Here is a 14,925-nt window from a genome sequence, read left to right as displayed (position 1 = left end):
ACCGGGCTCCGTCGTGTCTCACCAGCCGGCGGCGAGGTCCTCCCGGGCCGCGGCGACCAGGGCGTCGAGCGACAGCTCGGACAGCACCGTGTCGTGCAGTTCGGCCGGCCGGGCCGCAGGCACCGGGGCCCGGGCGCCGGACAGTTCCCCGGCCAGGTAGGCGGTCAGGGCCACGACTGTCGGGTGGTCGAGCGCCACCGTCGCCGGAAGCTCCCGGCCGAGGCCGTGCGCCAGCCGCGTCCGCAGGTCGATCGCCATGATCGAGTCGAGGCCAAGGTCGGCGAAGCCGCGGTGCTCGTCCACCGGGGCGGGACTGCCGAGCGTCTCGGCCACCATCGTCGCCACCGCGTCGCGCAGCACTGCCGGCGCGTCCGCCTCGGCCAGGGCGGCCACCCGGTCCTGGAGCCAGCCCTGCTGCGGCACCGCGGCATCGACGGGCGCGGCGGCCACCGGCTCCGCCAACGCCGCCACCAGGGCCGCCCGAGGATGACCGGCCACCAACTGGGCGTACCGGGGCGCGTCGAACGCGACCGCCACCAGCTGGTGCACGTCGCTGTCCAGCGCCGCCGCCAGGACCGGCGCGGCATCCACATCGGTCAGCGGCCGCACCTGGAACCGCTCGGCCGCCCGCCGCACCGCCTCGGTGCCGGCCAGGCCGCGGTCGCCGTCAGGCACCCACGGGCCCCAGGCGACGCTCACCGCCGGAACACCCTCGGCCCGCAGCGACTCGGCCAGCCCGGTCAGGTAGCCGTTGGCCGCGGCGTAGCCGGTCTGCCCGGCCGAGCCCAGCACCGCGGAGACCGAGGAGTACAGCACGAACGCGCTCAGGTTCCGGCCCCGCAGCGCCCCCGCGAGGGCTGCGGCACCGTCCACCTTGCCGGCGAAGACCGCATCGTAGGTCGACGGCGCCGCCGTGGCGAACGCCCCGTCGGCGGTTGTCCCCGCCAGGTGCAGGACGGCGTCCAGCGGGCCGAGCCGATCGGCCACGGCCACCGCCTCGGCACACACCCGCGGATCACCGGCATCGCCGCGCACCACCTCGACCCGGACGCCCTGCTCGGCGAGCGAGTCCAGCACCAGCCGCGCACCCTCGCCCGGCGCGGACCGCCCGACCAGGGTCACCGCCCTGGTCCCCCGCTCGACCAGCATCCGGGCGGTGCTCAGGCCGAGCGCGCCCAGGCCACCGGTGATCAGCACTCCGGACGGCCAGCCGCGACCCGCGGGCCGCGGTCGCGTCGGCATCAGCCGGGCACCGGTGACGTCGCCGGCCAGCACGCGCAGCCGCGGCTCGGCGAGTCCGCCGGCAACCGCGTCGACAAGCGTCGCCACCAGCCGATCCACGGTGTCGCGGTCGGTCTCGACGCGGAGCAGTCGACGGTCCGGCTCCTCCGCCTCCAGCGCCGTGAGCAGACCCCACAACGCCTCGCGCAGCGGCGCCCCGGCCGGGCCGGCCGGGCCGAGCACCGCGTACGGCACCGCCGGCCGGGTGTCCCCCAGCGACCTGGCGAGCTCCCGGACCGCGTCCAGCGGCTCGACCCCGTCCGGTGCGGACCAGCGAGCGTCCACCACCAGGTCGGTCGGGCCGTCCGGGTCGACGGTGTGCCCGGCACGGCGCAGCGCGGCGGCCAGGTCGGCGGCAAACGGGCCGTCGCCGACCAGCCCGACGACGTACTGCCGCCCGGCCGGCCGCTCCGGGACCTCGATCGGGGTCCAGTCGACGGCGTACAGGTGGGACCGCTCCTCGCGGAGGCTCTGCCGCAGCAGCTCGCGCGGCGCGTGCCGCACCCGGAAGTCGTCCACCACCATCAGGCTCTCGCCGCCGGGTGTGAACAGGTGCAGGTCGGCGGCGTCCACCCGGCTGCGGCCGCCGGCCAGCGGCTCGGCCGACCGCACCCGGACCTTTCCCCACAGCTCGCCGGCCGGCCTCGGCCCGGCCGGGAAGGCGATCCGAGCCGCCGAGAACGGGATGGCGAGCGACGCGGCCTCGGCGGCCCGGTCGTCGACCAGGAAACCGGCGATGCTCTGGAAGCACGAGTCGATCAGGCCCGGATACAGCTGGTACGACGCCGGATCGTCGGGCAGCGCGGGCGGCGCGTAGCGGATCAGCGCCTCCTCGCCGCGGATCCACACGTCGGCGATCCACCGGAAGGACGGGCCGAGGGTGTAGCCAAGCGCCGCGAAGTAGGCGTAGAACGCCGCCCCGGGGATGTGCCGCTCGGCGTCGGCGACGAACGCCGCCCGCTCCGCCTCCGCCGGAGCCGGCCGGCCCACACCGTCGCCGCCCGCCAACCGGCCGGAGAGGTGCTCCTGCCACTGCCGTCGCTCGGCGTCGAGCAGGCTGTGCACGGCGAGGTGACCAGTCGCGGTGTCAGCGACCAGTTGCACCCGGTACTCCTCGTCCTCGGCGACGACCAGCGCCCGCGGGCAGACCACGTCGGTCAGGGTCAGCGCGGCGCCGTCGCCGGCCAGCGCGGACAGCGCGGTCGCCAGGTGCGACGCGGCCGGGGTGACCACCGTGCCGTACAGCCGGTGGTCGGTGAGGTAGGCGGGGAACCCGGTGGTGCGCGGGAACTCGAAGACCCGCGCCCGCAGCGCGGGCGACTGGACCTCGACGCCCCAGTGTGGTCCGTTGACGGCCGGCGCGGGCGACGGCTGTGCCCGGCCCGGCCGCACCCAGAACCGGGTGTCGGCGAACGGGTAGTCCGGCGCCGGCCCGGCCGCCCGGCCCTGCACCGCGGCCCACTCGATCGGCTGGCCCAGCTCGTACAGCCGGGCGGCCGCCTCGAGCAGGACGGCCCGGTCCGATGCGCCGCGGCGCATCGACGGCAGCGCGCCGCCGGACGGCAGCAGGCCGCCCGCCGACACCAGGCCGGTAAGCGTGCGTCCCGGCCCGATCTCAACGAACGCGTCGACCCCGAGCTCGCGCAGCGCCTCGATGCCATCGGCGAAGCGCACCGGCTGCCGGACGTGCCGGGTCCAGTAGTCGGCGTCGTAGCCCTCGGCGAGCCGGCCGGTCACATTGCTCACGATCGGCAGCGCGGGCGGCCGGTGCTCCAGCGCGGCGACGACGGACCGCAGCTCGCCGAGCATCGGCTCCATCAGCCGGGAGTGGAAGGCGTGCGAGACGACCAGGCGTTGCGCCCCGATCCGGTCGGCCTTGCAGGCCGCCGCGAACGCGTCGACGGCGTCGGCCGAGCCGGCCACCACGACGGCGCGCGGCCCGTTTATCGCGGCGACGTCCAGCGCGTAGCCGCCGATCCGCTCGGCGACCTCGGCCTCGGTGGCCGTCACCGCCAGCATCGCGCCCGGGGTGGAGTGCTGCATCAGCCGCGAGCGATGGCTGATCAGGAGCAGGCCGTCGGCCAGGTCGAGCACGCCGGCGTGGACGGCGGCCGCGATCTCGCCGACGCTGTGGCCGAGCACGGCGGTCGCGGTGACTCCCCAGGACTCCCACAGGGCGACCAGCGACAGTTGCAGGGCGACCAGCGCGGGCTGGGTCACCGCGGTCTGGTTGATCCGGTCCGGGTCGGCGCCGGTCCAGAGCAGCTCGGTGAGCGAGGCGCCCAGATGCGGGGCCACGACGGCGTCGCACTCGTCGAACCGGGCCCGGAACACCGGCTCGGTCTCGTACAGCTCGCGGGCCATCCCGAAGTACTGGCTGCCCTGCCCGGAGAAGAGGAACGCCACCCGCGGCGGCCGACCGGTGCCGGCCTCCGGCGGCGCCTTCTCCAGCCCGGCGAGCAACTCCGCGGCAGTACGACCCACGACCGCGCGGCGGGCGCGCAGGTGTGCCCGCCCGGAGCCGGCGACCGCGGTCAGCCGCGCCACCCGCTCCTCGGACGGGTCGCCGGCGAGCGCGTCGCGCCAGGCGGCGGTGACCCGGTCCAGGCCAGGGGCGTCCGATCCGGACAGCGGCAGGACGAACGGCGGGCGTACGGCCGGCGGGCGCTCCTCGGCCGGCGCCTCGCCCACGATCACGTGCGCGTTCGTGCCGGAGAAGCCGAACGCTGAGATGCCGGCCAGTCGCCGGTCGCCCACGGCCCGCCACGGCATGGCGCCATCCACCACCCGGACGTTCATGTCCGCCCAGTCGATCTTCGGGTTCAGTTCGGCGCAGTGCAGGTCGGCCGGCAGCCGTTCGTGCCGTATCGCGAGCACCGTCTTGACCAGCGAGACCATGCCGGACGCGGACTCGCAGTGGCCGACGTTGCTCTTCACCGAGCCGACGTACAGCGGGGTGCCCGGCTTGCGGCCGGAGCCGAGGACCTGCCAGGCGGCGGCGACCTCGACCGGGTCGCCCAGCGCCGTCCCGGTGCCGTGCGCCTCGAGATAGGACACCTCGGCGGCGTCGATTCCGGCGTCCGCCAGCGCCGACCGGATCACCGTCTGCTGCGCCCGCCCGTTCGGCGCGGTCAGCCCGGTCGACGCACCATCGGAGTTGACCGCGCTGCCGTGCAGCACCGCGAGCACCCGGTCGCCCTCGCGCCGGGCCACGCTGAGCGGCTTGAGCACCACCATCGCCACCGCCTCGGAGCGGACAAAGCCGTCCGCCTCAGCGCTGAAGGTGCGGCAGCGCCCGGTCGGCGACAGCATGTGCGCCCGGCTGACCGCCACCGAAGCGGTCGGGGCGGCGATGACGTTGACCCCGCCGACCAGCGCGGTCTGCGACTCCCCCGCACGCAGCGATCGGATCGCCAGGTGCAGCGCGACCAGCGACGACGAGCACGCGGTGTCGACAGCCATCGCCGGCCCCTGGAGCCCGTACAGATAGCTGAGCCGGCCGGCCGCGGCGTTGAGCGCGGTGCCGGTGCCGAAGTAGGCGTCCAGCCCGTCCAGGCCGCCGCGCTCAAGCAGGCGGGCATAGTCGCTGTTGGAGATGCCGACGAAGACGCCGGTGCGGCCGCCGCGCAGGCTGCGCGGGTCGAGGCCGGCGTTCTCGAACGCGTGCCAGGCCGTCTCCAGCAGTAGCCGCTGCTGCGGGTCCAGGCTCTCCGCCTCGCGGCCCGGGATGTCGAAGAAAGCGGCATCGAACCGGTCCACGTCGCGCAGGAAGCCGCCCTGATCGGTGGTGATGGTGCCAGCACGCAACTGATCGGCGTCGTGCAGGGCGGCGCCGTCCCACCGGTCGGCGGGCACCGGGCCGACGCCGTCGCGGCCGCCGATCAGCAAGTCCCACAGCTCGTCGACCGAGTCGGCGCCGGGGAAGCGGCCGGCCATGCCGATGATCGCAATCGGCTCACCGGCCGGGAACACGGCCAGTTGCTCGGGCTGAACAGGCGCCGCCAGCAGCGGCTCGGCAAGGCGCAGCGGCTGCGCCTCGGCTGCCGCCGCGCCGGTCGCCCGGTCCAGGACGAGCACACCGAGGTCGGCCACCGTCGGGTGGTCGAAGACGTCCGCCGTCTGCAGCCGGATGCCGAACCGCGCACCGAGTGCGTCGAGCAGGTCGATCACCATCATCGAGTCCAGCCCGAGGTCAAAGAAGCCCTGATCGTCGCGGATCTCGGCGGTCGACGCGAAACCCAGAACCTGGGCCACCGCGTCCCGCACGGCGTCCCGGGCGGCGCCCGGCCGGGCCAGGTCGGGCAGGTCCCGCAGGGAGACCGCGGCGGTCGGCTCCGCAGCCGGCTCGGCGGCCGGAACCAGCTCGCGAAGCAGGGCGCGCGGGTGGCGGCCGGCCAGCACCGCGTCGAGCCGGGCCCAGTCGGCCGGGCAGCACACGATCGACGACTCCGCCCCCTGTGCCAGGGCGGCCAGCGCTGCGGCGCCGTGCTCGGGCCGCACCGCGCCCACGCCGCCGCGGGCCAGGTCGGCGAGATCGTCGGCGTCGACCATGCCGTCGCCGGCCCACGGGCCGTACGCGACCGTGGTGGCCGCCAGCCCCAGGCCGGCGCGGTGCCGGATCACCAGTTCGGCGGCGCCGTTGGCCGCGGCGTACGCGGCATAGCCGTCGGCGCCCCAGAGTGCTGACACCGACGAGGTGACGGTGAAGAAGTCGAGCGGCTGGTCGGCCAGGAGCAGGTGCAGCCACCAGGCGCCGGCCAACTTGGCGCGCAGTGCCTCGGCGAAGGCCGGACCATCCACCTCGGACAGCGGTGTGCGCTCGATCGTGCCCGCGGCGTGCAGCACGCCCGCGACCGGGCGGCCGTCGGCGGCCAGGGCCTCCGCCAGCGCCACCGGGTCCGCGCAGTCGGCCGACCGGTAGCGCACATCGACGCCCTCGGACCGCAGCCGGGCGAGCAGGTCGGCCGCGGCCGACGGAAGGCCGTCCTCCCGCCGCCGGCCGAGGAGCAGCAGGTGCCGGGCGCCGCGGTGGACCAGGTCGTCGACGAGCACTCGGCCGACCCCGCCCAGCCCGCCGGTGACCAGGTAGGTCGCGTCGGCGCGGAGTGGCGGCCGGTCAGCCGTGGCGGTGGGAGCGGCGGCCCGGAGCCGTCCGGTGAGCACCCGCCCGTCGCGGACCGCGAGCAGGTCCTCAGGTCCGCCGTCGGGCAGAGCCCGCAGCAGGGCATCGATGTCGGCCTCGCCCGGGCTGGCCGGCAGGTCGGCGATCCCGGCGTACGCGGCGGACTCCAGGCCCAGCACCGGGGCCAGACCGTGCAGCGCGCCGTGCCCGGTGGCCGGCACCTCGTCGTCGCGGGTCACCCGGCGGGCGCCCCTGGTGAGCAGCACGACCCGATGGCTGGCCGGCACGTCGCGCAGCGCGGCGGTGACCGCCGCGCACAGGGCCGCGGTCGCGTCGATCGCCGGGACGTCGCCGGTCGTGGCCGGCAACGCCGGCGCCGCGTACGCCAGCAGGACGCAGGCCGGCTCCGCAGGGCTCGCCTCGCGGAGCGGGAGCACCACGCGGCCCGCCGCCCGGGCCCGGGACTCAAGCAGCCCGGTCAGTTCCGCGTCGTCACCCAGGACCACGACCGGCCGGCGGTCGTCGCGCTCCGGCAGCGGCACCCAGGCCAGCTCGTTCAGCGAAGCGGTCGGCGCGGTGACGACGTCCACCTTCGGGGCGAAGCGCTGCCGCTGCCACGGATAGCTCGGCAGGTCGACGACCCGGCGGGCCGGCGCCGGTGCCGGCGGCTCGGCGTCCACGGCGAGATCGCGCACCGCGGGCGACGGCTCGCCGGCGGCGAGGGCGGTGAGCGCGTCCGCCGCGGCGCCCGCGTCGGCGGCGGCCACCCAGGCGCGCACCCGGCGCCGGGGCCGGCCCGGTCCGGCGCTGTGCGCGAAGGCCGGGTAGTCCGCCTCGTCGAGGGTCACCAGCCGGTCCCGGTAGCGGGCGGCGAGCGTACGCAGCGCCTCCGGCGTGTGCGCGCCGATCTCGAAACCGGTCACCTCGTCCGGCGCCGGCCGGGTCGACGGGGTCACCCCGGCCGACTCGGCGGTGCCGAGGATGACGTGGGCGTTCGTGCCGCTCATGCCGAACGAGCTGACCCCGGCGTGCCGGTTCCCGGCCGCCTCGTCCCAGGCCAGCACCTCGGTGGGCAGAGTGATCGCGGTGCCGCTCAGGTCGATCCGCGGATTGAGTGTGCCAAAGTGCACGAGCGGCGGCACCTGGGCGTTCCGCAGCGAGAGGACCGCCTTGAGGATGCCGAGCACGCCCGCCGCCGCCTCGAGGTGACCGAAGTTCGTCTTGGCGGCCCCGATCAGCAGCGGCGCGTCCGTGCCGCGCGGGCGTCCGAGCACGGTGGCGAGGGCTTCCATCTCGATCGGGTCGCCCAGGGCCGTACCGGTGCCGTGGGTCTCGACGAGCCCGACGTCGGCGGCGGTGAGACCGGCGTCGGCCAGCGCCGCGCGCAGCAGTGCGGTCTGCGCCAGAACGTTCGGCGCGGTGAAACCCGAGGACCGGCCGTCCTGGTTGAGCGCGGACCCCTTGACCACGGCGAGCACGTTGTCGCCGTCGCGGACCGCGGCGTCGAGCCGCTTGAGCACCAGGACAACGGAGCCCTCGCCGCGGGTGAAGCCGTTGGCGCGGGCGTCGAACGCCTTGCACCGGCCGTCCGGGGCGAGCGCGCCCATCTCCGGGCCGAGCAGCCGGGTCGAGCGCGGCGACAGGATCAGGTTGACGCCGCCGGCCAGCGCCGTTTCGCACTCGCCGGCCCGCAGCGCCGCCACCGCCTGGTGCAGGGCGACCAGCGACGACGAGCACGCCGTGTCCACGGCCACCGCCGGGCCGGTGAGGCCGAGCGCGTACGCGACCCGACCGACCGCGAAGCAGTGGCCATTACCGGTCGCCCAGTAGGCGTCCGCGGTCCGTGGCTCCCAGTCCCGGTAGTCCTGGTGGGTGATGCCGACATAGCAGCCGACCCGCTGGTCGCGCAGGCGGTTCGGCGGGGTGGCCGCGTGGTCCAGCGCCTCCGCCGCCACCTCGAGCAACAACCGGTGCTGTGGGTCCAGGGCGCTCGCCTCGCGTGGGCTGATCCCGAAGTACGCGGCGTCGAAGGTGAGCACCTCGTCGAGGAAGCCGCCCTGGCGGGGCAGCGTCGCCCACTCGTCGGTGAACGGCTCGGTGCGGGCCGCCGGGATCGGCCGGATCAGGTCGCGGCCTGCGGTGAGCGCGTCCCAGTACCCGTCCAGGGTGTCGATCCCGCCGGGCAGGCGCAGCCCGGCGCCGATGACGGCGATCGGCTGGCGGCCGCCCAGCTCGTCGAGTTGCCCGCGGAGTTTGCGGATGGTGTCCAGGGCACGGCTCAGCGGCGTTGGGCCGCCCGGTGTCGTCGTCACTGCACTCGTTCCGTTTCCGTCGCGATGTCGAGGAGTTGCTCGCACAGCACCGAGGCAAGGGCGCCGGCCGTGCCGTAGGTCCAGAGCAGCGTGGGTGAGAGCTTCAGCCCGAACGCGGACTCCAGGCGGTTGCGCAGTTCCAGGCTCATCAGCGAGTCGAGCCCGAGCGCCTTGAACGGGGTCTGCTGGTCGACGGCGCCCGGATCGATGCGCAGCACCCGCCCGGTCAGCTCGCGCACCTTGTCCTCCACCAGCGGCACCCGGTCGTCCGGCGCCGCGCCGTGCAGGCGATCCAGGAACACCTTGCTGTCCGCGCCGCCGGCCGCGCCGCCCTCGGCCCGCAGCTCCTGCCAGCTGGGCAGCGCCGCGGTGTCCGGGTAGGCGTCGAACCACTGCCGCACGTTCAGCGGCACGTAGCCGACGACCCGCTCGCCGTCGCGCAGGAACCGGGCCAGGGCTGGCCACGCCTGGGCGACCGGGAAACTGCCCATGCCGCGCTCGGACAGGCGGTCGCCGCGGTTGCCGTCCTGCGCGGCGAGGCCGACGTCGGCGAACGGTCCCCACTGGACCGACAGTGCCGGCCGGCCGCGGCGGCGACGCGCTTCGGCGAGGCTGTCCAGGTAGGCGTTGCCGGCCGCGTAGCCGGCCTGGCCGGCGTTACCGACCAGCGCGGCGGCCGAGGAGAACAGCACGAACAGGTCCAGCGGGTCGCCGGCGGTCAGCGCGTCCAGGTGCCGCGCGCCGTCCGCCTTCGGCGCCACCGCGTGCTCGATCTGCTCCGGGCGCAGGGTCGCGACCGTCGCGTCGTCGAGCACACCGGCGGCGTGCACCACGCCCCGGATCGGCGCCTGCCCGACGCGGACCTGGTCGAGGACCCCGGCCAGCGCCTCGCGGCTGGTGACGTCCACCGAGTACGCCCGGACGTCGCACCCCGCGGCTCGGAGCGCGGCGATCCGGTCCGCCGCAGCCTGGTCCGGCGCCCGCCGCCCGAGCAGGGCGAGCGATCCGCCCCCATGCCCCGCGACGAACTCGGCCAGCGAGAGGCCGAGCGCGCCCAGGCCGCCGGTGATCACGTAACTGCCGTCAGCCCGGAACCGGCCGCCCGGCATCGGCTCCGGGGCCACGGCGGTGACCGTCGCCGGGTCCACCAGCACCAGCTTGCCGATGTGCCGGCCGGTGGCCATCGTGCGCAGCGCGTCGGCGGCGCCGACGAAGTCGTACCGGGTCACCGGCAGCCGCGGTAGCTTGCCGGTGGTCACCAGGTCCCACACCTCGGTGAGGAGCGGGTCGAACCGTTCCGGACGCCGGTCCATCAGGCCGGCCAGGTCGACCGCCGAGATGGTGACCGACTTGCGGAAGGCGGCCAGGCTGATCCGGCGGCCGGCGTACACGTCCTTCTTACCGACCTCGAGGAACCGGCCATCCTCGGCGAGCACGTCCAGCCCGGCGTCGATCGCCGCGCCGGTGAGCGAGTTGAGGACCACGTCGACGCCGCGGCCGCCGGTGGCCGTCAGCACCTCGTCGGCCCAGGACAGGTCGCGCGAGTCGAAGACGTGCCGTACGCCGATGCCGCGCAGGTAGTCGCGCTTCTCCGCGGTGCCCGCGGTGGCCAGCACCTCGGCACCGAGATACTGGGCGACGCCGATCGCGGCCAGGCCCAGCCCGCCGGCGGCGGAGTGCACGAGCACCGTTTCGCCGGCCCGCACCCGGCCCAGGTCGGCCAGCGCATACCAGGCGGTCAGCGTCGCCAGCGGCAGCGCCGCCGCGTCGGCGTCGTCGATCTCGGGCGGCAGCGGGCGCACCCGTCCAGCGTCGACCGTCAGGTGTGAGGCGATCGAGCCGAACGCGCAGGCGACCACCCGGTCACCGACGGCGAGCCCGGTGACGCCGGCGCCCACGGCGGTGATCCGCCCGGCGCACTCGCCGCCAAGCAGTTCGCCGCCGACCGGGTCCGGGTAGGTGCCCATCGCCTTCATCACGTCGATGAAATTGAGCGCGGCGGCGGTCACCTCCAACTCCACCTCGCCGTCGGCCGGAGCGCGCCGGGACCGCGGCCGGAACTCCAGGCCGTCCCAGCGACCCGGCCGGGCCGGCACCAGGCGGAACGGCTGCGCCGGGGTACGCCACTCGGGCGCGGCCTCGTCCGGTTCCGCCCGGCCGGCCACGATTCGACCCACCCAGCGGTCCGCGCCGCGCAACACCACCTGGTCGTCGCCGCCGGTGGTGGCCAGCTCGGCGGCGACGGCGAGCGCCACCGCGGCCGGCTCGCCGGTCGCGCCGACGTCAATCAACGTGGGGGCGAGCTCGGGGTGCTCGCGGCGCAGCACGCGGGTGAAGCCCCAGAACAGGGCGGCGCCCGGATCTGGCAGATCGACCTCGGTGACCGCCTGGGCGCCGGTGGTCACCACCGCGATCCGGGGCGGCGCGGGCAGTGCCGCGGCAGCCCGGGCCAGTTCGGTGAGACGGACCAGTGCGGCACGCTGCTCCGGCTCGGCGGTCGGGACGAGGAACACCACGCCGGCCGGCTCCGCCACGGCGAGGGCGGCCAGGTCGGTCAGCTCCTCCCCCGGCAGAGCGACGGCCAGCGGGCCCGTCCCGGCGACGAGCCACCGGCCGGTGAGCTCCGCCGGCTCGGGACACTGGGCGGGCCGGAACGCCAGCCGGTGCAGCAGCGCCACGTCCAGGTCGTCGCCGGCCGTCAGCGTCAGCTCCCGGAGTCGCAGCCCGATCATGCTCAGCACCGGCTGCCGCTCGGTGTCGAAGACGTGCACGTCGTACCGGCCGTCGTCGCGCCGCTCGGCGTACGACCAACCGGCTGTCAGCGCCGTGCCGGCGTGCCGTTCGACCCGCTCCACCTCGGTCGGCACCACCGTGGCGGTGCCCTCGCCGACGGCGAGGCTGACCTGCAGGGCCGCGTCCCACAGCGCGGGGTGCAGGGCGGCCGTCGCACCGGCCCGGCACTTCGCCGGCAGCTCCAGCTCGCCGAGCGCGCGGGCGCCGTCGACCGACACCCGGCGGACGCCCTGCAGCGCCGGGCCGTACCGCAGCCCGCGCCGCCCGCACGCCTCGTAGAACTCCACCGCCTCGATCGGGCTCTGCGCGGCCAGCCCGGTCGGGAAGGGCACCGGGGTGGTGCCGGCGGACTGCTGCGCCCGGGCCGTCGCGTGGGTGGTCCAGCCGGAGCCGTCGGACGACAGCGAGCACAGCGTGAACGAGCCGCCCTCGGCGAGGTCGTCGCGCCACAGCGCGCCGATCTGCGCCGCCGCGTCACCGGCCAGGGTGAGGTCGGCGGTGAACCGGACGTCGCGCAGCACGGCCGGCTCCTGCCCGGTCCGGGCCCGGCCGGTGGCCAGGGCGATGGCGAGCATCGCCGCGCCGGGCACCACCACCGCGTCGTGCACCTGGTGGTCGGCGAGCCACGGCTGGCTGCCGATGCCGAGCTCCAGGTCGCCCTGCCACAGGTCGGGCTCGGTGGCCGACGGAACGAGAGCGACGTCGAGCCCGAGCCGGCCGGTGCGGCGACGCGCGCCCTCCGTCCAGTTCCGGGTGCGCTGCCAGGCAACGCCGGGCAGCCGGACGGTCCGGCCCGGTGGCAGGTAGGCGTGCGGGGCGAGGCCAGCCACGTACGCGGCGGCGAACGCCCCGGCCAGGTCGTCCACGGTCCCGGCGTCCCGGCGCAGGGTGGTCAGCACACGGGGCGGGGCCGGGCGCCGCACGGCGATCTGCTCGAGCGCGGTCAGCAGGACCGGGTGCGGACTGATCTCGACCAGGTGCGTGACGCCCCGGTCGATCAGCTCGTCCACGGTGGTCAGGAAGCGCACTGGCCGGCGCAGGTTCTCGGCCCAGTACGCCGCGTCCAGCTCGGGACCGGACATGATGGCCGCCCGCACCGTCGAGACCAGCTCGACCGTCCCGCCGGTTGGGGTGATCGCGCCGAGCGCCGCGGTCAGGGCGGGGGTGAGCGCGTCCATCTGCGGGCTGTGCGAGGCGTAGTCCACGTCGACGAGCCGGCAGTGAACGCCGTCCGCCTCCAGGATCTCGCGGAGCGCGAGCACGGCGTCCCCGTCTCCGGAGAGCACGCAGGAGTCCGGCCCGTTCTCCACGGCGAGCGACACCAGGTCCTCGAACCCAGCGAGCGCCGCCCGCGCCGACTCCGGATCGAGCGCCACGGCGAGCATCCGGCCGCGGCCGGACGCCCGCACGGCGAGCGCGCTGCGGGTGGCGACGACCAGGGCGGCGTCCTCGTAGGACAGGATCCCGGCCACGGTCGCGGCGGAGACCTCGCCCTGACTGTGCCCGACCACCACATCCGGGGTGACGCCGGCGTGCCGCCACAGCTCGGCGAGCCCCACCGACATCGCCCACAGGGCCGGCTGCACCATGTCGACGCGCGACGTCCAGGCGGATCCGGCCGCGCCGGAGAGCACCTCGGCGAGGTCCCAGTCGACGTGCGGCGCGATCGCCCGCGAGCAGCGGTCCACCACGGACTGGAAAATCGGGCTGGCGGCGTACAGGTCGCGGCCCATCGCCGCCCACTGCGAGCCTTGGCCTGGGAAGACGAAGGCGACCCGACCGACCGTCTCGGCGCGGCCGGTGACCAGCCCGTCGACGTCGGCGTCCGCGTCGGCGGCCCACGCGTCGAGGCGCTCCAGCGTCGCGGCGGTGTCCACGGCGAGCGCGGCCACCCGCAGCGGGAAGTGGTCGGCGCGGTGCGCGAGGGCGCCGGCCACCTGCACCGGGTCGGCGCCGTGCGCGAGCAGGCCGTGCACGTCCCGCACCCGGTCGCGCAGCGCGGCCGGCGAGTGCGCCGAGATCGGCAGCACGGCCGGGACGCCGAGGGCTGGGGACGCCGGTTCGGCGCCGGCCGGGTCGCGCGGCGGGCCAGCGACGACCACGTGCGCGTTCGTGCCGCCCCAGCCGAACGAGTTCACGCCGAGGAAGAGCGGCTCGTCGGGCAGCGCGACCGGGCCGGTGGCCACCCGCAGGTTCAGGCCGGTGAAGTCGATGGCCGGGTTCAGCTCGCCGCGGTGCCGGGTCGCCGGCACGGTGCGGTGCCGGATCGCGAGCAGCACCTTGAGCAGCCCGGCCAGGCCGGCGGTCGCCTCGGTGTGCCCGATGTTCGTCTTGACCGACCCGATCGGCAGCGGGCCGGCGGACGCGTTCCGCGCCTGGCCGACGATCCGGCCGAGCGCCTCGGCCTCGACCGGGTCGCCGCGGCCGGTGCCGGTGCCGTGCGCCTCGACGTAGGCGAGCCGGTCCAGCGGGATGCCACCTTCGGTGTACGCCCGGCGCAGCAGGTCCTCCTGGCCGGCCGGGTTCGGCGTGACCAGGCTGTCCCCGCCGCCGTCGTTGTTCACCACGGTCCGCACGATCACGCCCTGGATCCGGTCGCCGTCGGCGATCGCCCGGTCCAGCCGCTTGAGATACAGCCCGGCGATGCCCTCGGCCCGGACGAACCCGTCCGCGTCTGCGGCGAACGCTTTGCACCGGCCCTCGGGGGACAGGCCGCCGAAGTGGGTCAGCCCGATCGAGACATCCGGCGCGAGGATCAGGTTGACTCCCCCGACCAGGGCCGCGTCGATGTCGCCGGTGCGTAGCGCCTGGCCGGCCAGGTGCAGAGCCACCAGCGACGACGAGCACCCGGTCTCGACCACCAGCGACGGGCCGGTGGCGCCCAGGAAGTACGAGACCCGGGCGGCGATCACGTCCAGGGCGTTGCCCACCGTGCTGTGCTGGGTGGCGCCTGCGCCCCGCTCCTTGCGCAGGATCTCGTAGTCGTGCCAGGACGCGCCGACGTACACGCCGGTACGCGTGCCGCGCAGCGCCGCGGCCGGCTGGCCGGCGTCCTCCAGCGCCCGCCAGGCCACCTCGAGCATCAGCCGCTGCTGCGGGTCGATGTCCGCGGCCTCGCGCGGGGAGATGCCGAAGAAGCCGGGGTCGAACTGGTCGACGCCGTCGAGGAAGCCGCCGACGTCCTGCACCGCCCGCTCCGGGTCGAGCTGGGCGGTGGCGTCCCAGCGCTCCGGCGGCACCGGCCGGATGGCGTCGCCGCCGTCGGCCAGCAGCTGCCAGAACGCGTCCAGGTCGGGCGCGTTCGGAAACCGCCCGGCCATGCCCACCACGGCCAGGAGCTGGGTCGGGTCGCCGGCAGGGTCGTTGTCATGCATCACGGGACCGCCTCGATGTCGACGAAGTGAGGAACGGAGTTGC

The 14,925-nt window shown here is 75.8% G+C and carries 2 protein-coding genes; both read right to left on the bottom strand.

The features are described from left to right. Positions 1-18: 18 nt before the first annotated feature. Positions 19-8,715, bottom strand: coding sequence for an SDR family NAD(P)-dependent oxidoreductase (locus tag OG811_RS24695; protein WP_406069067.1), 8,697 nt, complete (start codon positions 8,713-8,715; stop codon positions 19-21). After that, positions 8,712-14,882: an SDR family NAD(P)-dependent oxidoreductase gene (locus OG811_RS24690; protein ID WP_406069065.1), complete on the bottom strand. Its 6,171-nt coding sequence runs from the start codon at positions 14,880-14,882 to the stop codon at positions 8,712-8,714. The genes OG811_RS24695 and OG811_RS24690 overlap by 4 nt, the downstream gene beginning before the upstream one ends. Between the last annotated feature and the right edge of the window lie 43 nt (positions 14,883-14,925).

Source organism: Micromonospora sp. NBC_01638 (assembly GCF_045209745.1).
Taxonomy (GTDB): domain Bacteria; phylum Actinomycetota; class Actinomycetes; order Mycobacteriales; family Micromonosporaceae; genus Micromonospora.
The sequence above is the reverse complement of the archived record's forward strand: the minus strand, read 5'-3'. Positions and strand labels throughout refer to the sequence as shown.